This is a genomic window from Actinoplanes sp. NPDC026623, assembly GCF_040638275.1.
Taxonomy (GTDB): domain Bacteria; phylum Actinomycetota; class Actinomycetes; order Mycobacteriales; family Micromonosporaceae; genus Actinoplanes.
Window position 1 is genome coordinate 1 of sequence record NZ_JBEZXZ010000155.1, and the last position, 21,354, is coordinate 21,354.

At 72.0% G+C, this 21,354-nt stretch carries 16 protein-coding genes; 4 read left to right on the forward strand and 12 right to left on the reverse strand.

Annotated elements, in window-relative coordinates; genetic code table 11:
* Nucleotides 1-163 precede the first annotated feature (163 nt).
* The 4 genes from AB0F10_RS32935 to AB0F10_RS32950 are packed head-to-tail and all read right to left on the reverse strand — an operon-like array spanning nucleotide 164 to nucleotide 5,822.
* The gene (locus AB0F10_RS32935; protein ID WP_360634002.1) at nucleotides 164-2,566 is read right to left on the reverse strand and encodes a glycosyl hydrolase 2 galactose-binding domain-containing protein; all 2,403 of its coding nucleotides are present in this window, start codon (nucleotides 2,564-2,566) and stop codon (nucleotides 164-166) included.
* Between the two features lie 26 nt (nucleotides 2,567-2,592).
* Nucleotides 2,593-3,480 (reverse strand): carbohydrate ABC transporter permease, encoded by an 888-nt coding sequence (locus tag AB0F10_RS32940; protein ID WP_360634005.1) that lies wholly within the window; start codon nucleotides 3,478-3,480, stop codon nucleotides 2,593-2,595.
* A complete protein-coding gene (locus AB0F10_RS32945) occupies nucleotides 3,477-4,478 on the reverse strand; it encodes a sugar ABC transporter permease (RefSeq protein ID WP_360634008.1) in 1,002 nt (333 codons plus the stop codon). The genes AB0F10_RS32940 and AB0F10_RS32945 overlap by 4 nt, the downstream gene beginning before the upstream one ends.
* A 60-nt stretch (nucleotides 4,479-4,538) precedes the next feature.
* Complete coding sequence (locus AB0F10_RS32950; protein WP_360634011.1) at nucleotides 4,539-5,822, reverse strand: ABC transporter substrate-binding protein; 1,284 nt, start codon at nucleotides 5,820-5,822, stop codon at nucleotides 4,539-4,541.
* A 342-nt stretch (nucleotides 5,823-6,164) separates the two neighbouring features.
* Here AB0F10_RS32950 and AB0F10_RS32955 point away from each other — a divergent pair, with 342 nt between their 5' ends.
* Nucleotides 6,165-7,184, forward strand: a complete 1,020-nt coding sequence (locus AB0F10_RS32955) for a LacI family DNA-binding transcriptional regulator (RefSeq protein ID WP_360634014.1) — start codon at nucleotides 6,165-6,167, stop codon at nucleotides 7,182-7,184.
* A gap of 12 nt (nucleotides 7,185-7,196) precedes the next feature.
* Here AB0F10_RS32955 and AB0F10_RS32960 read toward each other — a convergent pair whose 3' ends face one another.
* From AB0F10_RS32960 to AB0F10_RS32970, 3 genes are all read right to left on the reverse strand, one after another.
* Entirely contained in the window at nucleotides 7,197-9,821 is a 2,625-nt protein-coding gene (locus tag AB0F10_RS32960) for a bifunctional diguanylate cyclase/phosphodiesterase (protein ID WP_360634017.1), read from the reverse strand.
* Nucleotides 9,822-10,037: 216 nt separating this feature from the next.
* Nucleotides 10,038-10,313: a MoaD/ThiS family protein gene (locus AB0F10_RS32965; RefSeq protein WP_360634020.1), complete on the reverse strand. Its 276-nt coding sequence runs from the start codon at nucleotides 10,311-10,313 to the stop codon at nucleotides 10,038-10,040.
* Nucleotides 10,313-11,389, reverse strand: coding sequence for an exo-alpha-sialidase (locus AB0F10_RS32970; RefSeq protein WP_360634023.1), 1,077 nt, complete (start codon nucleotides 11,387-11,389; stop codon nucleotides 10,313-10,315). Before AB0F10_RS32970 ends, AB0F10_RS32965 begins: the two co-directional genes overlap by 1 nt.
* 56 nt (nucleotides 11,390-11,445) lie before the next feature.
* Here AB0F10_RS32970 and AB0F10_RS32975 point away from each other — a divergent pair, with 56 nt between their 5' ends.
* A complete protein-coding gene (locus AB0F10_RS32975; RefSeq protein ID WP_360634026.1) occupies nucleotides 11,446-11,886 on the forward strand; it encodes a PH domain-containing protein in 441 nt (146 codons plus the stop codon).
* On the opposite strand, the gene AB0F10_RS32980 is transcribed toward AB0F10_RS32975, so the two are convergent.
* A complete protein-coding gene (locus tag AB0F10_RS32980; protein ID WP_360634029.1) occupies nucleotides 11,830-12,756 on the reverse strand; it encodes a 2-hydroxyacid dehydrogenase in 927 nt (308 codons plus the stop codon). The genes AB0F10_RS32975 and AB0F10_RS32980 overlap by 57 nt on opposite strands.
* Nucleotides 12,757-12,907: 151 nt before the next feature.
* Here AB0F10_RS32980 and AB0F10_RS32985 point away from each other — a divergent pair, with 151 nt between their 5' ends.
* Both AB0F10_RS32985 and AB0F10_RS32990 read left to right on the forward strand, forming a co-directional pair.
* On the forward strand, nucleotides 12,908-14,044 hold the full coding sequence (locus tag AB0F10_RS32985; protein WP_360634042.1) for a PQQ-dependent sugar dehydrogenase: 1,137 nt from the start codon (nucleotides 12,908-12,910) through the stop codon (nucleotides 14,042-14,044).
* A gap of 51 nt (nucleotides 14,045-14,095) precedes the next feature.
* A complete protein-coding gene (locus AB0F10_RS32990) occupies nucleotides 14,096-15,697 on the forward strand; it encodes a metallophosphoesterase (protein ID WP_360634032.1) in 1,602 nt (533 codons plus the stop codon).
* Between the two features lie 9 nt (nucleotides 15,698-15,706).
* Here the strand turns inward: AB0F10_RS32990 and gatB are convergent, their stop codons facing one another.
* From gatB to AB0F10_RS33010, 4 genes are all read right to left on the reverse strand, one after another.
* On the reverse strand, nucleotides 15,707-17,206 hold the full coding sequence (gene gatB, locus AB0F10_RS32995) for an Asp-tRNA(Asn)/Glu-tRNA(Gln) amidotransferase subunit GatB (protein ID WP_360634036.1): 1,500 nt from the start codon (nucleotides 17,204-17,206) through the stop codon (nucleotides 15,707-15,709).
* 176 nt (nucleotides 17,207-17,382) lie between these two features.
* Nucleotides 17,383-18,858: an Asp-tRNA(Asn)/Glu-tRNA(Gln) amidotransferase subunit GatA gene (gene gatA / locus AB0F10_RS33000; RefSeq protein WP_360634045.1), complete on the reverse strand. Its 1,476-nt coding sequence runs from the start codon at nucleotides 18,856-18,858 to the stop codon at nucleotides 17,383-17,385.
* Between the two features lie 5 nt (nucleotides 18,859-18,863).
* Complete coding sequence (gatC, locus tag AB0F10_RS33005) at nucleotides 18,864-19,163, reverse strand: Asp-tRNA(Asn)/Glu-tRNA(Gln) amidotransferase subunit GatC (protein ID WP_360634039.1); 300 nt, start codon at nucleotides 19,161-19,163, stop codon at nucleotides 18,864-18,866.
* Between the two features lie 131 nt (nucleotides 19,164-19,294).
* Entirely contained in the window at nucleotides 19,295-21,301 is a 2,007-nt protein-coding gene (locus AB0F10_RS33010; protein WP_360634047.1) for an EAL domain-containing protein, read from the reverse strand.
* Nucleotides 21,302-21,354 lie beyond the last annotated feature (53 nt).

Genomic DNA, 21,354 nt, shown 5'->3' on the forward strand with positions numbered 1-21,354 from the left:
CGGGCCTGCGGGGGGGGGGGGCCCCCCTAACGGGGCCGTTACACCCCCGCCGCCGGCGCGCGCGGGCGCGCGCGGTGGGGCGCCGGGGGCCCCCCCCCCCGGGTCTCCCCGCGGGGGGGCGGCGGGGACCGGCCGGGAGGCCGCCCGGCCGGTCCCCGGCCGCCTAGACCAGGTCGTTGACGCAGCGCAGCACCGGGCGGGTGGTCAGGGCCGTCGGTTCCAGGCCCGCGCCGCCGCGGACGATGAACGTCGCCTGCTCGCCGGGGAGCAGCGTCACCCCGGACTCGTCCGCCTCGGCCGCCGGATCGAGCCGGTCCGCCTGCAGCGTCAGGTCCCGCAGGATGCTGTGCGCGGTGATCTTCACCCGGGCGTCCGCACCCACCGCCTCGAAGGTCGCGTCGAACTTGGCCTGCGGCCAGGCGACGTCCTTGTCCTCGGCGAAGAACCACCAGGCCCGGTGGCCGTCGGCCGCCGCGACCAGCAGCTCCTGCCGCGGATCCCCGGCCACGCCGACATCCGCGGGCAGCGGCAGGGCCACGGCCGATCCCGGCTCGACTGTCGCACCGACCGCCACCTGGGCCTCCACGACCCCCGCGAGGGTACGCCGGGAGACGGTCGCCGCCAGCGGCCACGGCTCGGCCGAGTCGTTGACCGCCACCAGCGTCGGTACGCCGTCGCGGGGCTGCACGGTGAGCAGCCGCGGCGCATAGGAGCGGCGCAGGGCGTACCAGAGCGGCTTGCGGCGGCCGTCGCCGTCGATCGCCGCCCAGGAGGTCACCGGCCAGCAGTCGTTGAGCTGCCACATGATCGCGCCCATGCAGTACGGCCGCAGCGACCGGAAGTGCTCGATGCCGGCCGACAGCGCCCGCGCCTGGTTGAGCTGGGTCAGGAAGTGCCAGTCGTCGAAGTCGCGCGGCGCGGGCAGATGGGCGTCGAGCCCGCGCTGCAGCTTGAGGTCGCCGTCGATCGCCTTCTGATGCGCGCGCATGCCCGGCGAGTCGTGCGCCAGCGGCTCGTCGGAGAGCGCGCGGCGCAGGGTGGCGTACGCCGGGGGCGCCTGGTAGCCGAACTCCGCGACGAACCTCGGCCGGTACTGCCGGTACTTGAGGTAGTCGTCGGTGTTCCAGACGTCCCAGATGTGCATCGTCCCGTACGCCGGGTCGTTCGGGTGCCGGTCGTCGCGGCCCGAGTACGGGCTGCCGGGCCAGTACGGCCGGCTCGGATCCTCCTCGGCGACGATGCGCGGCAGCAGGTCGAAGTAGAAGCCGGCGCCCCAGGACCGGTCGCCGAGCTCCTCGATCCAGCCCCAGTCCTCGTGGCCCCAGATGTTCTCGTTGTTGCCGGTCCACATCATCAGGCTGGGGTGGCTCGACAGCCGCACCACGTTCTCGCGCGCCTCGGCCGCCACCTCGGTGGCGAAGGGCTCCTCCTCCGGGTACGCCGCGCAGGCGAACGGGAAGTCCTGCCCCACCATCAGCCCCATCGAGTCGGCCAGGTCGTAGAAGTCCTCGGACTCGTACCGGCCGCCGCCCCAGATCCGCAGGTAGTTGACGTTCGCCCCGACGGCCTGGTCGAACCGGGCGGCGAGGCGTTCCCGGGTGACCCGGTTGGTGAAGACGTCGTCGGGGATCCAGTTGACCCCGCGTACGAAGACCGGCACGTCGTTGACGACAAGCGTGAACGCGCTGCCCGCGGCGTCCGGTGTGGTGTCGACGCGCACCGATCGGAAGCCGACCTTACGGGTCCAGGAGTCCAGCGGTTCGGCGTCCGGGCCGGCCAGGGTCACGTCGAGGTCGTAGCGTGGCTGGTCCCCGTACCCTCGGGGCCACCAGAGCTGGGGATCCGCGACGGTGAGGGTGAGCACGGCCTCGTCGCCCTCGGTCCGCACCTCGGTGCGCAGGCCGGCGACCGTCGCGGCGAGGGTGACCGGCCCCGGGCTCTCCCGCTCGAGGCGCACGCGCACCTCGACCGTGCCGACGCCGTCCGCGACCGTCACCTGCGGCCGCACCTCGGCCAGCCGCGCGACCGACCAGCTGTGCAGGCCGATGGGCTGCCAGATGCCGGCGGTGACCAGCGTCGGGCCCCAGTCCCAGCCGAAGTTGCAGGCCATCTTGCGGATGAAGTTGAACGGCTCGGGGTAGGCGTTCGGCCGGGCGCCGAGCCGTTCCCGCTGCGCCTCCGCGTAGGCGTACGCGGATCCGAAGTGGATCCTGAGCCGGTTCTCGCCGTCGCGCAGCACGCCGCGGACGTCGAAGCGGTAACCGCGGTGCATGTTGGCGGTGCGGCCCACCTCGATGCCGTTGAGCAGGACCGTGGCGACGGTGTCGAGGCCGGCGCAGACGAGATCGGCCCGGCCGCCGTCCGTGTCGTGTTGGAAGACGGTCTCGTAGACCCAGTCGGTGCGCCCGATCCAGGCGAGCTCCTTCTCGTTGGAGTCCAGGTACGGGTCGTCGATCAGGCCTGCGGCGAGCAGGTCGGTGTGCACGCAGCCGGGCACCGCGGCGGCGACGCTGTCCACGTCGCCGCCGGTGAGCGCCCATCCATCGTGCAGGGGCCGGTAGTTCACTTTTCTCCTTGCGGACTGGCGAGCGGTCAGGACTTGACGGCGCCTTCCATGATCCCTCGCACGATCTGCCGGCCGCCCAGCAACAACAGCACCAGCAGCGGGACGGTGGCGGCGAACGCGCCCGCGAGCACCCGGCGGTAGATGACGTAGTTGCCGCTGGCGAGGTCGGAGAGCGCCACCATCGACGTGGGGAACGGGGTGCCGTTGAGCTGGATCAGCGGCCACTGGAACTCGTTCCACGTCGCCACGAACGTGAGCAGGCCGAGCACCGCCAGCGCGGGCCGGATCGCGGGCAGCACGATGCTCCAGTACACCCGCATGGTCAGCGCGCCGTCCATCCGCGCGGACTCGACCAGTTCGTCGGGCACCGCGTGCGTGATGAACTGGCGCATGTAGAACACCCCGAACGCGCTGACCAGGGTCGGCACGATGACGGAGATGAGGGTGCCGTTCCAGCCGAACTTGCCCATCAGGATGTAGAGCGCGACGATGCCCAGCTGGTTGGGCACGGTGAGCGTCAGGATCACGACGACCATCAGCTTGTCGCGGCCGGGGAAGCGCAGCTTGGCGAAGGCGAAGCCGGCCATCGAGCAGAAGAACAGCGTCGACGCGGTCACGACCGCGGCGACGATGAAGCTGTTGATCAGTGATGCGGCGAAGTAGACCTGCTGCATCGTGAAGACCTCGCGCAGGTTGTTCACCAGCTCCCCGCCGGGCACCACCGACGGCGGGATCTGCGAGACCGCCTCGTCGGTGCTGGTGGCGATGACGAACATCCAGTACAGCGGGAAGGCCGACAGCGCGAGGAAGGCGGTCAGGCCGAGGTAGGTGCGCCAGTCGCCGCGGGTGTCCTGCGGCGCGCGGCCGAGTTCGGCGGCGCGGCGCGGCCTGCGCCGGGTTGCGGTCGCGGTCATCGACGTCCCCCTCCGAGGCGGTTCGTCGCCATGGCGTTCAGGCCGGCGACGATGAGGATGATGAGGAACAGCGCCCACGACATCGCGGCCGCGTACCCGAGGTTGAGGTCCTTCCAGCCGACCTTGTAGATCAGCTGGGCGATGGTCTGCCATTGACCGTCGGAGCCGCCGGTCGCCGCCGCGGGATTCTCCTCGAACAGCATCGGCTCGTTGAAGAGCTGCAGGCCGCCGATGGTCGACAGGACCACGGTGAAGACCACCACAGGCTGGATCATCGGTACCGTGATGCGCCACAGCTGCCGCCAGGGTCCGGCGCCGTCGACGGCCGCCGCCTCGTAGACGTCCTTCGGGATGGATTGCATGGCCGACAGGTAGAGCAGCGCGTTGTAGCCGATCCACTTCCAGTTGACCATCGTGGCGATGGCGATCCAGGAGCTCCACTTGTACGCGCGCCAGTCCAGCGGCGCGTCATCGCCGAACCCGACAAGCGACAGCAGCCAGTTGGCCATGCCGTTGTCCCGGGAGTAGATGACGGCGAAGACCAGCGTCGACGCGGCCACCGGCGTCACGTACGGCAGCAGCACGCCGACGCGCCACCACGTGGTCGCGCGCAGCCTGCGGTTGAGCAGGTTGGCGACCATCAGCGCGATCAGCAGCTGCGGCACGGTCGACAGGATGAAGATGCCGAACGTGTTGACCAGCGCGTTCCAGAAGTCCTCGTCGTGCAGCAGCCGCTCGAAGTTGGCGAAGCCGGCCCAGCCGTCCTGGGTCGGATCGTCGAGCCGCCAGTTGCGCATCGCGACGACGCCGTTGAACACGATCGGGAACAGCCCGAAGAGGGCGAAGAGCATGAAGAACGGGGAGATCAACAGGTACGGGACGCGCTTGTTGTCGAAGCGGTGAAGCCAGTTGCGACTCTTGTACCCGGATTTCGGGCGGCGATGGTTAGGCGCCGGCTCGGTCGCTGAGCTCGGCGGCGCGCTGCGGGTCAGGGACACGGCCACTCCTTCCAGGGAGCAGCGGGGCGGCCACGTGAGCCGCCCCGCCGTCGTTTCGCTTTAGGAAGCGGCTGCCTTTTCGGCTGCCTTGACCGCCTCGGGCCAAGCCGCGGACGACTTGAGCGAGCCCTGCTGCACGCGGGTGATCACGTTCTCGACCGCGACCCGGGTCGGGCCGTTCTTCTTGCCCAGGTACTGCGGCTTCAGAGCCGCGGCCGTGGCGGCGTAGATCTGGCCGGTGGGCGCGTTGCTCATGAACTCCTTCTTGTAGTCCAGCACCGCGGGGTCCTTGTAGAGCTCGGGCTGCGACGGCAGGTTGCCGACCGTCTTGAAGATCTCGATCTGCTGCGCCGGCTGAATCATCCACTCGACGAACTTGTAGGCCTCGTCGACGTTCTTGCCCTGCTTGGGCAGGGTCCACCAGGAACCACCCCAGTTGCCGCCGCCGCCGGGGATCGCGGCGATGTCCCACTTGCCCTTCTGGTCGGGCGCGGTCTCCTGGATGTGACCGAGCATCCAGGCCGGGCAGGCGAGGACCGCGAACTGGTCCTTCTTGAAGCCCTGGTCCCAGTTCGGCTGGAAGCTGGCGAGGTTGGCCGAGATGCCGGCGTCGATCGCCTTCATGCTGACGTCGAACGCGACCTTGGGGCCGCCCTCCATCTGCAGCTGGTCGGAGGTGTCGTAGAAGCCCTGCGGCTGCTGGGCGAGCACCGGGTTGAACAGGTTGGTGCCGGAGTCGACGAACTTCTTGCCGGTCGCCTTGGTGTACTTCTGGCCGACGGCGATGAACTCGTCCCAGGACTTCCAGAGGGCGGAGACCGCGTCCCGCTCGGTCGGCAGGCCCGCCTTCTTGAACAGGTCGGAGCGGTAGCACATGGCCAGGCCGCCGACGTCGGTGCCGAGGCCGATCTGCGCCTTGCCGTCCGGCGACATCGACTGCTGCCACTTCCAGGGCAGGTACTTCGACTCGTAGGTCCCCGCGCCCTTGTCGAGCAGGTTGACGAACTTGTCGGCCTGGCCGCGGAACTGGACCATGAAGCCCTCGTCGACCGCGGAGATGTCGGGCGCGCCGGTGCCGGCGACCAGCTTCTTCTGCAGGTCCTCGTGCTGGGCGTTGTACTCGCCCGAGTTGAGCACGATCTTGACGTTCGGGTGATCCTTTTCGTACTGCGCCTTGAGCGCGTCGAGGCCCATGTCGCCCCAGAAGTTGACCGTCAAGGTGGTCTGGCCCTCGGCGGCCTTTCCGCCGCTCTCCAGGCTCTCTCCGCTGCAACCGGCAAGTACCAGGGATCCGGCTAGGCCGGCGGCGACGAGCGCCACGCCCCGCTTGGCGAACCGTTCCATTACTCCTCCACCCAAGGGGAAAGTTGTCGAAAGAATTTACTGAACCGGATAAGTGACGTGACCGTATGACGCGCCTCACGGCCTGTCAAGACCGTGTTTCATGTTGATGTCTCGCCGCGTATTCAACCGATGTAAGCGCTCGTAAAGCGGGTTATTTCGGTCTGCGGGCTACCTCGGGGTTCCGGGACAGCCTGTGGTCTGTAACACTTAACCGATCAAGCCATCCGTGCTGACTGGGCCCAGAGCGGCGCGAGGTAGCGTGAGAGCGCTCCACCAGCGGCGTTCTGGCAGGCCCTGCAGAACGGCCGTTTCCGACGGCTTTCCAGAGAGGGGCACCCCGAGTTGAAACGGCCGACGATCGCCGATATCGCGCGCCGGGCAGGCGTGTCCAAGGGAGCGGTGTCGTACGCGCTCAACGGCCAGCCCGGCGTCTCCGAGGCGACCCGCCGGCGCATCGTCGCCATCGCGCAGGAGATCGGCTTCAACCCGAACAGCGCGGCCCGCGCCCTCTCCGGTGCCACCGCCCGCGCGGTCGGATTCACGCTGTGCCGGCCCGCCCGCATCCTGAGCATCGAGCCGTTCTTCATGGGCCTGATCAGCGGCTTCGAGCAGGAGCTCGCCGCCCGGTCCTACGCGCTGACCCTGCAGGTCGTGGCCACCCCGCAGGTCGAGACCGAGGTCTACCGCCGCTGGTGGGGCGAGCGCCGGGTCGACGGCGTGTTCGTCACCGACCTGCGGGAGAACGACGTCCGCATCCCGGTGCTGAACGAGTTGCAGCTACCGGCGGTGGTGATCGGCGGACCGGGCGACACCGGCAAGCTGACCCAGCTCTGGTCCGACGACGCGGGCGCGATCACCGAGGCGGTCCGCTACCTGATGGCGCTGGGGCACCGGCGCATCGCCCGGGTCGGCGGCCTGCCGGACCTGCTGCACACCCAGACCCGGACCAGGGCGTTCACCGAGGTCTGCGCCTCGCTGGGCCTCAGCGAGGCGGTGACCGTCCCGTCCGACTACACCGGCGAGGAGGGCGGCCGGGCGACCCGCCGCCTGCTGATCAACGCGGAACGCCCCACGGCGATCATCTACGACAACGACGTAATGGCCGTCGCGGGCCTGTCCGTGGCGCAGGAGATGGGCCTGTCGGTGCCGGGCGACCTGTCGATCGTTGCCTGGGACGACTCGCCGCTGTGCTCGCTGGTGCATCCGCCGCTGACGGCGCTGAGCAGGGACATCGCGGCATATGGCGCCCACGCGGCCCGGCAGCTGCTGGCGGCGATCGCCGGCGAGCCGGTGCACGACGTCGAGGAGGGCACTGCACACCTGACGCCCCGCGGCAGCACCGCACCGCCCCGGGAGTCCTGACCCCACGCCCGTTCAGGGGCGGTGGGTGTCCAGGTAGGCCTCCATGCGCTCGGCCGGCGCCGGCCTGGCCAGGGCGAACCCCTGGCCGTAGAGACAACCCGCGCTCCGGGCGCGCTCGATCTGCTCCGCGCTCTCCAGCCCCTTGGCGACTATCTCCAGCCCCAGCCGCCGGCCCAGGCTCACCACCACGTCGATCACCGCCGGGCCCACCGGCGGCGGTTCCACCGGCGTGTTGACCAGCGACTGATCGAGCTTGAGCATGTCGACCGGCAGGCGCCGCAGGTGGGACAGCGACGCCTGGCCGGCGCCGAAGTCGTCAAGCGCCGCGCGGACGCCCAGCTTCCGCAGGCCCGCGAGCGACGCCACGATCGCCGGCACGTCCTCGGCCACCCAGGTCTCCTGGACCTCGACGACCAGGCGTTCCGGCTCCAGCGCGTGGCGGGTCAGAATCTCCGCGACCCGTTCCGGGAAGCGGGCCGTGAGCAGCTCGCGCGGCGCGACGTTGACCGAGAGCCAGTATTCGTTGTTGCCGCCGGTCCACCCGGCCAGGTGCCGGCAGGCCGCCTCGAGCACCCACTCCCCCAGCTCGGCGGTGCAGCCGACCGCGCGGGCGATCGGCAGCAGCTCCGCCGGCAGGATCGTGCCCAGCTTCGGGTGGCGCCAGCGCAGCAGCGCCTCGACCCCGACCGGCTGCTCGTCGCGCAGCGAGACCACCGGCTGGAAGACCAGGTCGAGCTCGCCGCGCTCGACCACGCCCGGCAGCTCGCGTTCGAGATCCATCCGCCGGTGCAGCTGGATCTCGACGTCGGTGTCATACCACTCGACGCGGTCCCGGCCGAGCTGGCGGGCGCGCCGGCGGGCCAGGTCGGCGTGGCGCAGGACCTCCTCCGAGTCGGCGCCGCCGGCCAGCTCCGCGAGGCCGACGCTGGTGTGCAGCTCGACGATCGTGCCGGGCAGCCGGTAGGGCTCCATCAGCAGCGTCACGATCCGGGTGGCCAGCGCGTAGGCCAGGACCGCGCCGTCCGCCGTGAGCACCGCGAACTCGTCACCGCCGAGCCGGGCCGCGACGTCCTCGTCGGCGAGCAGGCTGCGGACCCGCCGGGCGACCTCGATCAGCACCGCGTCGCCGGTCTCCCGGCCCTTGCTGTCGTTGATCGCCGCGAGGCCGTGCAGGTCGATCACCAGGACCGTGCCCTGCTGCCCGGCCCGCCGCCGGTACGCGAGCAGGTCGCGCATCAGCGACCGCCTGTTCGCCAGCCCGGTGAGCTGGTCGGTGTATGAGAGTTTGTGCAGCGTCCGCTCGAGGCGCCGCCGCTCGCCCACGTCGCGGACGTGCACCACCAGCGCGGCGACCTCGGGCACCGACCGCTGGTCGGCCACCGTGGACTCGGTGTCGCGCCAGACGCCGTGGCCGTCGCGCAGCCGCGCGTCGAGCAGCGCGGGAGGACCGTCGTCGTGCTCGCCGGCGATCAGCGCCTCGATGCTCGCCCGGGCGCTCACGGCGTCCTCCGGGTGGATGAGCTCGATGAACGTGCGGCCGACGACCTCCGAGTCCGCGAGCCCGAAGAGCCGGGCCGCCGCCGGGGACTGCCAGCGGACCGTCAGCTTGTCGTCCAGCACCAGGGTGAGATCGGTGGCACCGGCGACCAGCGAGCGGAAGTGCGCCTCCTTGGTGCGGAGCTGGCCGGTGTATCGCCGGATGTCGCTGACCACCAGCAGCTCGCGCATCGTCAGGACGGCGACCATGGTGATGCCCAGGATGATCGCGACCTGGTTGAACGAGCCGACGGCGATGAGGTGGTAGAGCGCGGCCAGCACGCCGATCCCGGCGGGCACCGCCAGCAGCGGATAACCGGAGAGATAGAGATCCTGCTCGCGGGGGGCGAGCGACTCCGGCTGGTGGCGCCGGGACCCGCCCTCGACCACGAGCCCGAGGCCCGCGACGATCGGCAGCCCGAGCAGCGCGACGATCCGGTCGTCGAAGCCCGACAGCGCCAGGTCGGCCATCGTGGACAGCGCGGCGAGGACGACGATCGCGCCGGCGCCGCAGCGCAGCGCCGCCGGCCGGTGCAGGCGGGCCCGCAGCACGATGACGGTGACGATCGAGATGCCCGTCGCCGCGCACAAGGTGCTGACCAGCGTCGGGCCGGGGGTGGTGTCGCGCAGCGGGCGGACCAGGTACGCGGCGAAGCCGAGCGCGACGCCCAGGCCGAGGCCGTCGAAGGCGCGGCGCAGGCGCACGGCGTGCGAGGTGGCCGCGCCCGGCAGCAGCATCGTGCCGAGGACGAACAGCGTGGCGACCACGCCGACCCCGGCCGCGAGCCAGGCGCCGAGACCCGGCGGATCGGCGTAGATCAGGGCGGTGGTCGCGCCGGTGGCGAGGGCGGCCATGCCGATGAAGCCCGCTCCCCGGCAGGCCGCGAACGTGCCGTCCCGGTGGTGGATCGCCAGCGCCGTGTTGACCAGCAGCGCGGTGGCCCAGAGCGCGACGCCGCCGACCCCGGCCGCCAGGCCGGCGCGGGCGGGAAGGAGGCCGGCCACGGCGGCGATCAGCACCAGCGCCCCGGCGACCGGCGCGACCAGATACGCCACCCGGTGGCGCCGGGTGTCGGTACGCGCTGGGAACTGCACTGCCACGGGGGGCGCGATCCTCTGCGTGTCTTCGAGGGGTGGGGGGTCAGGCTGCGGCGGACGGAAGAAGGGCTACCGCACCCAAATCGGGTAACGAGCGATCCCCCGGACAGGTTACGTGCGAGGGTTGGCCCTCGCACGTTCCGATCGTCGGCTATGGACTGTCAAACGGCAATCCCGGTGAAAGATCCGTTGAGTCGGCCGGCGCGGGCGCGCCGGCGCTCAGCCGCCGGCCACCGAGGGGATGACCTGGATCTCCGCGGCCGCCGGGACCGCCGTCGCCAGGCCGCCGGAACGGCGGCAGTCCTCCCCGTCCACATAGACGTTCACATAGCGGCGCAGCGTCCCGCTCTCGTCGCGGATCCGGCGCTCGAGGCGCGGCCACCGGTCGCGCACCTCGTCCAGCACCGCGCCGAGCGAGCCCAGCGCCGTCACCTCGAGCCGCGACGAGCCGCCCGCCTCCGCCCGCAGCACACCCGGGACCAGCAGAGTCGGCATCAGAAGGTCGCCGCCCGCACGCAGAGCACGTCGCTCAGGTGTGCCGACACGGACGACCAGGTCTCCCCCTCGTCGCGGCTGGCGAACACCTCGCCCGACCGGGTGCCGAAATAGACCCCGACCGGCTCCGCGTCGTCTGCGCACAGCGCGTCGCGCAGCACGCCGACATGGAACGGCTCGGCCGGCAGGCCCGCCTGCTGGGGGTGCCAGGTGTCGCCCGCGTCGGTCGACCGGAAGACCCGGCAGTGCTGATCGACCGGCTCGCGCTGCCCGTCGCTGACCAGCGGGAAGCTCCAGATCGTGCCGCCGCGCCGGGGATGCGCGACGATCGGGAAGCCGAAGTCGGCGGGCAGGGTGTCCGCAATGGTCTGCCAGGTGCCGCCGCCGTCCACCGAGCGGTAGACGCCGTGATGGTTCTGCGCGTAGAAGCGGTCCGGGTCGGCGCCGTCGCGGGCGACCTTGTGCACGCACTGGCCGAACTCGGGCCACGGGTCGGGCAGGAAGTAGGCCTTGATGCCCTCGTTGGAGGGCGCCCAGGAGGCGCCGCCGTCGAAGGTCCGGTAGACGCCGCCGGTCGACATCGCGACGAGCAGCCGCTGCGGGTCGCCGGGGTGCGGGAGAATCGTGTGAATGGCCTGGCCGCCGAAGCCGGCGCCCCACTCGGGCCGGTGCGGGTGCTCCCACAGCGCGCGGACCAGCGCGAAGGTGCGGCCGCCGTCCTCCGAGCGGAAGAGCGCCGAGGGCTGCACGCCGGCGTAGACGACGTCGCCGCCGGCCGGGGCGATCTGCCAGACGCGCTCGACCGCCGCGCCGGTGTCCGCCGGGAAGGCGAGCGGGGCCTCGTCCGGCTCCTGCCAGGTCTCGCCGAGATCGTCGCTGATCGCGACGCTCGGGCCGAAATGGGAGCTCTCCAGGCCGGCCAGCAGCCGGGGAGCGGTGCCGCGGGTGTCGATCGCGACAGCGTAGATCGATTGCCCGGGGAAGTGGGCGGAGCCGACCTTCCAGCTCTGCCGGTCGTCGTCGCTGATGGCCAGGAAGAGGCCTTTCTTGGTGCCGATGGCGAGTAGCTCGGTCATGGCAAGCAGTATGCGCGGCAGGTCCGACAGCAACGCCGCACTCGGCGGGTGCGAGGATGAGAAATGTGAGCCGAAAGCCCGTCCTACGCGTCCGCAAGTCCGGCGCCCTCATCGTCGCCGCGCTGATCGCGTTGGTCGGCACCCTTCCGTTCGCGGGTGCCCGCTGGCAGCTGGCCCCGATTCTGCTGATCCCGCTCGCGGTCCTGGTCTGGGCCCTGCGGGCCGGCACCGACGTCGACGCCGAGGGCCTGCGGATCCGGGCGCTCTTCGGCACCACGGACATACCGTGGTCCCGGGTGGCCGAGCTGGCCGCGGACGACCGCCGGCGGGTCTCGGCGCTGCTCACGGACGGCAAGGTGATCCGGCTGACCGGGGTCACCCCGGCCAACCTGCCGGCCGTGATCGCCGCCAGCGGGCGCCGGCTGGACGACGCCGACGGCTCAGTAACCGTCGACGACCCGGTTGACGAGCGGCTCACCGGCGGCGAACCGGCGTAGCTGGTCGCCCACCAGGCCGTAGGCGCGCGGCAGCAGGCCCGACACGGCGCCGCCGATGTGCGGCGTGATGAACGCGTTGGGCAGCCGCCAGAGCGGGTGGTCGGCGGGCAGCGGCTCCGGGTCGGTGACGTCCAGCGCCGCGGAGATGCGCCCGGAGCCGAGCTCGGCGACCAGCGCCGCGGTGTCCACCACCGGCCCGCGCGCCGCGTTCACCAGCAGCGCGCCGTCGGGCAGCGCGGCCAGGAACGCCGCGTCGACCAGGCCCCGGGTCCGATCCGTCAACGGCACGACCACGACCACCACCTCCGCGTACGGCAGCAGCGAGCCAAGCTCGTCGACGGCGTGCACGTCCCGCTCGGGGCGGGCCGTGCGGGCGACCCGGGTGACCGTCACGCCGAACGGGGCCATCCGCTCCTCGATCGCCCGGCCGATCGAGCCGGCCCCGACGATCAGCACCCGCCTGCCGGTCAGCTCGGGCGCCGGCCGCAGCCCGCCCGGCGCCCACTCGCGCCGCTGCTGCGCCCGGGCGAAGGCCGGGAACCCGCGCAGCGAGCCGATCGCGGCGCCGAGGACCCACTCGGAGACCGAGGCGTCGTGCACCCCGCGCGCGTCGCAGAGCTCGACGCCGGGCGGCACGTGATCGACCCAGTTGTCCGCGCCGGCGGAGAGCAACTGGACCACCTCGAGGCCGGTCAGCTTCGGCAGCAGGCCGGACGCACGCACCCGCGAGGTGAAGGGCGGCACCCAGAACCGGACGCCCGCGGGATCGGACGGCAGGGTCGCCGCGTCGTCGCAGACCTCGACGGTGAGGCCGGGCGGCAGCTCGCCGAGCAGCCCGCGACCCACCTCATGAGCTATCCACACCCGCACCCGTCCCAAACTAGCCGCGCCGGGGCCGGCGCGCCCGGTCGAAGATCGACGCGTTCCGGACGTGCCGGCGCACACGGCTACCCTGGACCGGGAAAACGAGGAGGTCGGTGTGATCGAGCGCAGTCCCGGGGTCCGCACGGGTGCCGTGACTATGGGTGCCCTGACCCTGGCCGCCGTGCTGGCCCTGACCGCCGCGTGCAGCTTCGGCCCGCCCGAGCCCGACGTCGCCGGCGAGCCGCCGAACCTGCCGGCCCCGTCGCTGTCGACCGGCCAGGACAGCAGCGAGGAGCGCGCCGCGGCCGCCACCGTGCTGGCCAAGGGCCTCGAGGTGCCGTGGGGCATGGCGTTCCTGCCCGACGGGGCCGCGCTGGTCACCGAGCGCGACACCGCCCGGATCCTGCGGGTCGGCCCCGATTCCGACGCCGAGGGTCTCAAGGTCGTCGAGGTGCAGCGCCTCTCCGAGCCCGAGCCCGGCGGCGACGGCGGCCTGCTCGGCATCGCCGTCTCCCCGAAATACGCGCAGGACGCGACCGTCTTCGTCTACTACTCGACCGCCAAGGACAACCGGGTCGCGAAGCTCAAGCTCAAGGGCAAGCCGCAGCCGATCCTCACCGGCATCCCCCGCTCGAGCAACGACAACGGCGGCCAGCTCGCGTTCGGCCCGGACGGCCTGCTCTACGTCACCACCGGCGACGGCACCGCCGCCGGCAGCCAGGCGCAGAACCCGAAGAACCTGGGCGGCAAGATCCTGCGGATCACGACCGCCGGCAAGCCGGCACCGGGCAACCCCGTCAAGGGCTCACCTGTCTGGTCGTCCGGTCACCGCAACGTGCAGGGCATAGCCTGGGACTCGGCCAAGAAGATGTACGCGAGCGAGTCCGGCCAGAAGATCAACGGCGAGCTGAACGTGATTCAGAAGGGAAAGAACTACGGCTGGCCCAAGGCCGACGGTGACGCCACCAACCCGAAGTTCACCGATCCCCTGGTCACCTGGCCGATCGAGGACTCCTACTGCTCCGGCGTCGCGGTGCTGGAGAGCATGATCGCGACGGCGTGCCTGCAGGGCCAGCGGCTGTGGATGGTCGACGTCACGGGCAACGGCACCCTGCTCGGCCGGCCCCAGGAGCTGCTCGCCGGCGAGTACGGACGCCTCCGCGGCCTGATCACCGCGCCGGACGGCTCGCTCTGGGTCGCCACCTCCAACCAGGAGGAGGGCGGCGAGCCGGGCCCGGACGACGACAGGATCATCCGATTGGTGTTCTCGGACGGCGGTGCCGGCCGGAGTTAACGGGGTAACCGTCCAGCAACCGGCACACGGGGGGCAGGTGAGCCGTAGACCATGAACGAGAAGATCTCTGCGGCGGTTGCCACGGCGCGCCGGATCTGGGTGCTCCCGTGGGCCCATCGCCTTCGCATCTGGGCCGCCGTGCTGGCCGTGAGCCTCCTCGGGGTCTTCGTCGGCACGATGCTGTTCGCGCAGTCCGAGATAGCCGTCGGCCCGTTCCGCGCGGACATGTCGATCAGCCCGTCGCTCAAGGGCGGCACCGAGGTCGACATCCCACCGCTGGGCTCGCTGCACCTCGACAGCCACGACGGCCCCATCCATCTCAAGGTCGACCTGGGCGCGCTGGACCAGGAACGCACCGAGGCGCTGATCGACGATCCCACGGCGATCAGCGCGGCGGGCCAGTCGGCGGTCGACGACGTGACCAAGGGCGTGCTGCAGCTCGGGCTGCGCGCGATGGGCGCGGCGATCGTCTGCGCGCTGATCCTCTCGGCGCTCATCTTCCGCAACATCCGCCGGGTGGCGGCCGCGGGCATCCTGGCGCTGGTGGTGACCGGTGGCAGCCTGGCGCTGGCCGCGGGCACGATCCGGCCGGACTCGATCAGCGAGCCCCGCTACGAGGGCCTGCTCGTCAACGCGCCCGCGGTGGTCGGTGACGCGCGGCGCATCGCCGACAACTACGGCCGCTACGCCGACCAGCTGCAGCAGCTCGTCAGCAACGTCAGCCGCATCTACACCACCGTCTCGACGCTGCCGGTCTTCGACTCGTCCGGCAACACGACCCGCCTGCTGCACGTCTCCGACCTGCACCTGAACCCGGCCTCGTGGGGCGTGATCAGCACGGTCGTCAAGCAGTGGGACATCGACGCCGTGGTGGACACGGGCGACATCGTCGACTGGGGCAGCGGCGCCGAGACGTCTTACGTCAGCTCGATCGGGCAGCTCGGGGTGCCGTACATCTACGTGCGGGGCAACCACGACTCGCTCGCCATCCAGGCCGCGGTCGCCCGGCAGAAGAACGCGAAGGTGCTGGACAACTCGATCGTCACCGTCGCCGGCCTGACGATCGCGGGCATCGGCGACCCGGAGTTCACCCCGGACAAGAGCGAGAACCCGCCGGGGAACGCGGACGATCCCGGCTTTTCCCCGATGCTGACCAGCGGCGAGCGGCTGGCCACGACGATCCGCGAGTCGAAGACGCCGGTGGGCCTGGCGATGGTGCACGACCCGGCCATGGCGCCACCGCTGTCCGGGGTGGTGCCGCTCGTGCTGGCCGGGCACCTGCACAAGCGCGAGGTCCGGATGCTGCCCGCACCGTCGCCCGAGGCCTCGGCCGCGCCGACGCCGGCGCCGTCCTCGTCACTCCCGCCGGCGCCGATGGAGACCCGGCTGATGGTGCAGGGGTCGACCGGCGGCGCGGGCCTGCGCGGGCTCGAGGACGACGAGCCGACGCCGCTCATGATGTCGGTGCTCTACTTCGACGAGCACCAGTCGCTGAAGGCCTACGACGACATCCAGCTCGGCGGCACGGGCGAGCAGAACGTGACCATGCAGCGCAACGTGATCGGCACCGAGACGGAGCCGACCACGAACCCGTCGGTGTTCAACGGCGTGACCCCGGGCATCAGGCCGAGCAGCCCGCGACCCAGCCGCTGACGCTCCGGGTCAGGCGGCGCCGAGGCGGGACAGGATCAGGTCGCGGACCGTCTTGGCGTCCGCCTGGCCACGGGTGGTCTTCATGACCGCGCCGACCAGCGCGCCCGCCGCGGCGAGCTTGCCGTCGCGGATCTTGGCGGCGATGTCCGGGTTCTCCGCGATGGCCGCATCGACCGCCGCGGTGAGCGCGCCCGTGTCGGAGACGACGCCGAGGCCACGGGCGGCGATGACGGCGGCGGGGTCACCCTCGCCGGCCACCACGCCCTCGAGCACCTGGCGGGCGAGCTTGTCGTTGAGCTTGCCCGCGTCGACCAGGCCCTGCAGCTGCGCCACCTGCGCCGGGGTCGCGCCGACCTCGGCCAGCTCGACGCCGGCCTCGTTGGCGCGGCGGGCGAGCTCGCCCATCCACCACTTGCGGGCGCCGGCCGCGCTGGTGCCCGCCGCGATGGTCTCCTCGATGAGCTCGATCGCGCCGGCGTTGACCACCGACTGCATGTCGATCGCGGAGATGCCCCACTCCTCGGCGAGCCGGGCGCGCTTGACGCTCGGCAGCTCGGGCAGCGCCGCCTTCAGCTCCGCGACCCAGGCCGGGTCCGGCGCCATCGGCACCAGGTCGGGCTCGGGGAAGTAGCGGTAGTCGGTCGCGGTCTCCTTGGAGCGGCCCGGGCGGGTGTCGCCGGTGGTCTCCTGGAAGTGCCGCGTCTCCTGGAAGATGCGGATGCCGTCGTTGAGCAGCATCGCCTGGCGGATGATCTCCGAGCGGACCGCGCGCTCGACCGAGCGCAGCGAGTTGACGTTCTTGGTCTCGGTGCGGGTGCCCCACTCCTCGCCCGGCAGGTTCAGCGAGGTGTTCACGTCGCAGCGCATCGAGCCCTGCTCCATCCGCACGTCCGAGACGTTCAGCGAGCGGATGATGTCGCGCAGCTCCGTCACGTAGGCCTTGGCCACCTCGGGCGCCCTGGCGCCGATGCCCGGCACCGGCTTGGTGACGATCTCGACAAGCGGAATGCCGGCCCGGTTGTAGTCCACGAGCGACTCGGTCGCGCCGTGGATGCGCCCGGTGGCGCCGCCGACGTGCAGCGACTTGCCGGTGTCCTCCTCGAGGTGGACGCGCTCGATCTCGATCCGCACGGTCTCGCCGTCGATCTCGACGTCGACGTAGCCGTCCACGCAGAGCGGCTCGTCATACTGGCTGGTCTGGAAGTTCTTCGGCATGTCCGGGTAGAAGTAGTTCTTCCGGGCCATCCGGCACCAGGAGGCGATGTCGCAGTTCAGCGCGAGGCCGATGCGGATGGTGGCCTCGATGGCGGCGCGGTTGGAGACCGGCAGCGCGCCGGGCAGCCCGAGACAGACCGGGCAGACCTGGGTGTTGGGCTCCGCGCCGAAGACGGTCGGGCAGCCGCAGAACATCTTGGTCTGCGTGCCGAGCTCGACGTGCGTCTCAAGGCCGATGACCGGCTCGTAACGGGCGATCGCGTCCTCGTACGAGGGCAGCGCGGTCGTACTCATGCGATGAACTCCAGGTTGCGCGGCATCCGGACCGAACCCATCAAGACTAGTGTGCGGCGCCGGCCCGTCTGCGTCAGGATCCGTTTCGGCGCGGTCGCCGCCGCCTCACCAGCTCACACGGCCGGCTGTGGCGCGGGTATCGACGCCGGGCCGGCGAACCGGCCCGGCGTCGCAGATCAGAGCTCCGGCGGGGTGAACGTGCCGACCGCGGACTCCAGGGCGGCCGCGACCCGGTACATCCGGTCGTCGGCCATCGTCGGCGCCATCACCTGGAAGCCGACCGGCAGTCCCTCGGACAGCCCGCACGGCACGGAGATCGCGGGGCCGCCGTAGAGGTTGGTCGGGATCGTGTAGAGGTCGGCGAGGTACATCTGGTAGGGATCCGACGTGCGCGACCCGAACGGGAACGCCACGAACGGCGTGGTCGGCGAGATGAGCGCGTCGACCCGTTCGAAGGCGGTGGTGAAGTCCCGCGTGATGAGCGTGCGGACCTTCTGCGCCTGGCCGTAATACGCGTCGTAGTAGCCGCTGGAGAGCGCGTAGGTGCCGAGGATGATGCGGCGCTTGACCTCGGGGCCGAAGCCGGCGTCGCGGGTCAGCGACATGACCTCCTCGAGCGACCGGTTGCCGTCGTCGCCGACGCGCAGGCCGTAGCGCACGCCGTCGAAGCGGGCCAGGTTGGAGGACGCCTCGCTCGGCGCGATGAGGTAATAGGCCGGGAGGGCGTATTCGAAGTGGGGGCAGGACACCTCGACGACCTCGGCACCGAGCTTGACGAGCGCCTCGACGGACTCGCGGAAGGCCGCCATGACGCCGGGCTCGGCGCCCTCGCCGACGAACTCCTTGACGATGCCGAGCTTCACCCCGGTCAGGTCGCCGGTCGCGCCCAGCCGCGCGGCCGCCACGACGTCGGGGACCGGCTGCGGGATGGAGGTCGAGTCACGCACGTCGTGGCCGGCGATGACCGAGTGGAGCAGGGCCGCGTCCTCGACGGTCCGCGCGCACGGCCCGGGGGTGTCCAGCGAGGACGAGAAGGCGATGAGGCCGTAGCGGGAGGTGCCGCCGTAGGTCGGCTTGGCGCCGACCGTGCCGGTGACGGCGCCGGGCTGCCGGATGGAGCCGCCGGTGTCGGTGCCGATGGCGAGCGGCGCCTCGTAGGCGGCCACGGAGGCGGCGCTGCCGCCGCCGGAGCCGCCGGGGATGCGCCCGAGGTCCCACGGGTTGTTGGTGGGCCCGTAGGCGGAGTATTCGGTCGAGGACCCCATGGCGAACTCGTCCATGTTGGTCTTGCCGAGCATGACCGTGCCGGCGGTCCGCAGCCGCTCGACGACGGTGGCGTCGTAGGGCGGCTTCCAGCCCTCGAGGATCTTCGAGGCGGCCGTGGTCGGCACGCCCTTGGTGGCGATCACGTCCTTGACCGCGACCGGCACGCCCGCGAGCGGCCCGGCCGACTCGCCCCTGCTGCGCCGCTCGTCGACCTTGCGGGCGGCCGCGAGGGCGCCCTCCCGGTCGACGTGCAGGAACGCGTGGACGCGGTCGTCGACGGCGGCGATCCGGTCGAGGTGCGCGGTGGCCACCTCGACGGCGGACGCCTCCCCGCTGCTGATCAGTCCGGCGACCTGAGCGGCGGTCATCCTGGTGACGTCGGTCACGGCGCTCATTCCTCCTCATCCAGGATGCGCGGCACGCGGAACCGGCCCTCGGCGGAGTCGGGCGCGCCGGAGAGCGCCGCCTCCTGCGTGAGGCACGGCTGCACGACGTCGTCGCGGTAAACGTTGGTCAGCGGCACGGAGTGCGAGGTGGGCGGGATGTCGTCGGCGGCCACATCACCGATCCGGGCGACCGACTGCAGGATGACGTCGAGCTGACCGGCGAACTGGTCAAGCTCCTGCTCGGTCACGGCGAGCCGCGACAGGCGCGCCAGATGCGCGACCTCTTCGCGGGAGATGGCGGCCATCGTGCCCCCTTGGTGGTGGATGTCGCTGACCTGAGGAGTCTATTTCCCGGGGCGGGCACGACGGCGGGCGGCACCCTGGTCCGTGGATGACGTCGCCGTCCGGTCGCCGCCGAGGCGGGTCCGGGGGTCGCTCACGGCGCCGGAACCGCCACCGCACCGGGTTCCCGGCCGGGGCGCAGGGGCCGGTAGCGGGTCAGCCACTCCGCGAGGTCCGGCGCCGGCATCGGCCGGGCATGGAACCAGCCCTGCGCGGCGTGACAGCCCACCGAGGCCAGCATCCGCCAGGTCCGTTCGTCCTCGACGCCCTCGGCGACCACGCGCAGGCCGAGCGAGTCGGCCAGGGCCGTCACCGAGCGCACGATGGCGGCGTCGCCGCGGTCGGTCGCCATGCCGAGCACGAACGAGCGGTCGACCTTCACCTCGGAGAGCGGCAGCCGGCGCAGGTGCTGCAGCGACGAGTAGCCGGTGCCGAAGTCGTCGAGGGAGATGGCCACGCCCATGCGGTCCAGCCTGGTGATCGTGTTCAGCACCCGGTGCGGGTCCGCCATCAGCGCGCTCTCGGTGATCTCGAGCTGCAACAGGTCCGCCGGCACGGCGTAGCGGTGCAGCAGCCCGCCGATCTCCTCGGCGATGTCCACCGCGTGCAGATCCCGCACGCTGACGTTGACCGAGGCCCGCAGCGCCTGCCCGGCGGCGCGCCAGGCCGCCAGCTGGGCGATCACCTCGCGCAGCACCCGGCTGGTGAGCAGCCGCATGACCGGCGTCTGCTCGGCGACGCGGAGCAGTTCCTCGGGGCCGACCATGCCCCGCACCGGATGCCGCCAGCGCAGCAGCGCCTCGACGCCGACGATCTCGCCGGTCGCGATGGCGATTTGCGGCTGGTAGTAGAGCGTGATCCCGTCGGCGGCCGGGTCCGTGCCGGGCTCGGCCTGCACGGCCCGGCGCAGGTCGGCGAGCAGGGTCAGGTCGGGCGGGTGCTGGACGGCGTCCCGGGCGTAGACGGCGACCTGGTCACCGCGCTCCTTGGCGTCGTACATGGCGGCCTCGGCCTGCCGGAGCAGCGCGGCGCCGTCGCCGTCGTGTTCCGGCGCCACGGCGATGCCGATGGAGGCGCTGACGTCGATGAGCAGGCCGTCGAGCGCGAACGGCCGGACGAACGCCTCGGCCAGGTGGCCGGCGAGCCGCCGGGCCGCGGCCGGCCCGTCGACCCGCTTGGCGAGCACCGCGAACTCGTCGCCGCCGAGCCGCACGACGAGATCATGATCGGGCACGGCCGCGGCGAGCCGCCGGGCGACCTCGACCAGCAGCCGGTCGCCGGTGTTGTGCCCGAGCGCGTCGTTGACGGTGCGGAACCGGTCGAGGTCGAGCAGGAACAGCGCCGGCCGCCAATCGTGGCGCTGCGATCCGCGGCCCGCTCCCCACTCCACCACCGAGGTCTGCAGCGCGCGCCGGTTGGGCAGCCCGGTCAGCGCGTCCACCCGGGAGGCCCGCTCGTAGTCCCCGGTGGAGCGCACCATGCGGTGCACGGCGTGCAGCGCGAGCAGGACGAGCGGAACCAGCACCAGCCCGACCTGGGCGGCGGCGAGCACGACGGGCCCGAGCAGCAGCAGGGCGGAGGTGGCGAACAGCTCCGGCCCCCAGCGCTGCACCCGCCGCCGGCGGCGCCCGGCGGCGGACCAGCGCGCGATGACGGCGTCGATCCCGTAGCGGGCGAGGATCCACACGGCGGCCGCGGCGACGGTGAGCAGCGCGTCGTCCCAGCGCGGCTCGGCGCCGAAGCTCAGCCCGGCGAACGCGGCGACGACGGCGGTGGCGGCCAGCGCGACGGCGTGCTGCAGCGCGAGGTGCAGGGCGCGCCGGGCGGGCTGCCGCATCCGCACGCAGGCGACGGCCACGGCGGCGAGCTGCACCGCGACGGCGGGCACGAATCCCCAGGCGAACACGATGCCGAAGGTGAAGCAGATCGATGGCAGAATCACCGAACTGGCCCGCCGATCGGCGACCACGTAGGGCCGCGCGTCGACCGCGAGGGCGAGCACGGCCATGACCCAGAACCCGGTCGGCAGCTCCGCGAAGACCCCGGGCAGCGCCGCCCACAGGGCGAGGTCGACGAGCAGCGCCCCGCCGACGGCTACCACCGCACCCCGCCGCGCCGGGACGGACCGCCCGGCCTCGCGGGCCCGGCCGGCCG

What these genes read in the sequence shown, in the direction of transcription:
- AB0F10_RS32940 (WP_360634005.1), bottom strand. Translation starts at nt 3,480, where the DNA reads ATGACCGCGACCGCAACCCGGCGCAGGCCGCGCCGCGCCGCCGAACTC.
- AB0F10_RS32950 (WP_360634011.1), bottom strand. Translation starts at nt 5,822, where the DNA reads ATGGAACGGTTCGCCAAGCGGGGCGTGGCGCTCGTCGCCGCCGGCCTA.
- AB0F10_RS32965 (WP_360634020.1), bottom strand. Translation starts at nt 10,313, where the DNA reads ATGCCGACTCTGCTGGTCCCGGGTGTGCTGCGGGCGGAGGCGGGCGGC.
- AB0F10_RS32970 (WP_360634023.1), bottom strand. Translation starts at nt 11,389, where the DNA reads ATGACCGAGCTACTCGCCATCGGCACCAAGAAAGGCCTCTTCCTGGCC.
- AB0F10_RS32975 (WP_360634026.1), top strand. Translation starts at nt 11,446, where the DNA reads ATGAGAAATGTGAGCCGAAAGCCCGTCCTACGCGTCCGCAAGTCCGGC.
- AB0F10_RS32985 (WP_360634042.1), top strand. Translation starts at nt 12,908, where the DNA reads ATGGGTGCCCTGACCCTGGCCGCCGTGCTGGCCCTGACCGCCGCGTGC.
- AB0F10_RS32990 (WP_360634032.1), top strand. Translation starts at nt 14,096, where the DNA reads ATGAACGAGAAGATCTCTGCGGCGGTTGCCACGGCGCGCCGGATCTGG.
- gatB (WP_360634036.1), bottom strand. Translation starts at nt 17,206, where the DNA reads ATGAGTACGACCGCGCTGCCCTCGTACGAGGACGCGATCGCCCGTTAC.
- gatC (WP_360634039.1), bottom strand. Translation starts at nt 19,163, where the DNA reads ATGGCCGCCATCTCCCGCGAAGAGGTCGCGCATCTGGCGCGCCTGTCG.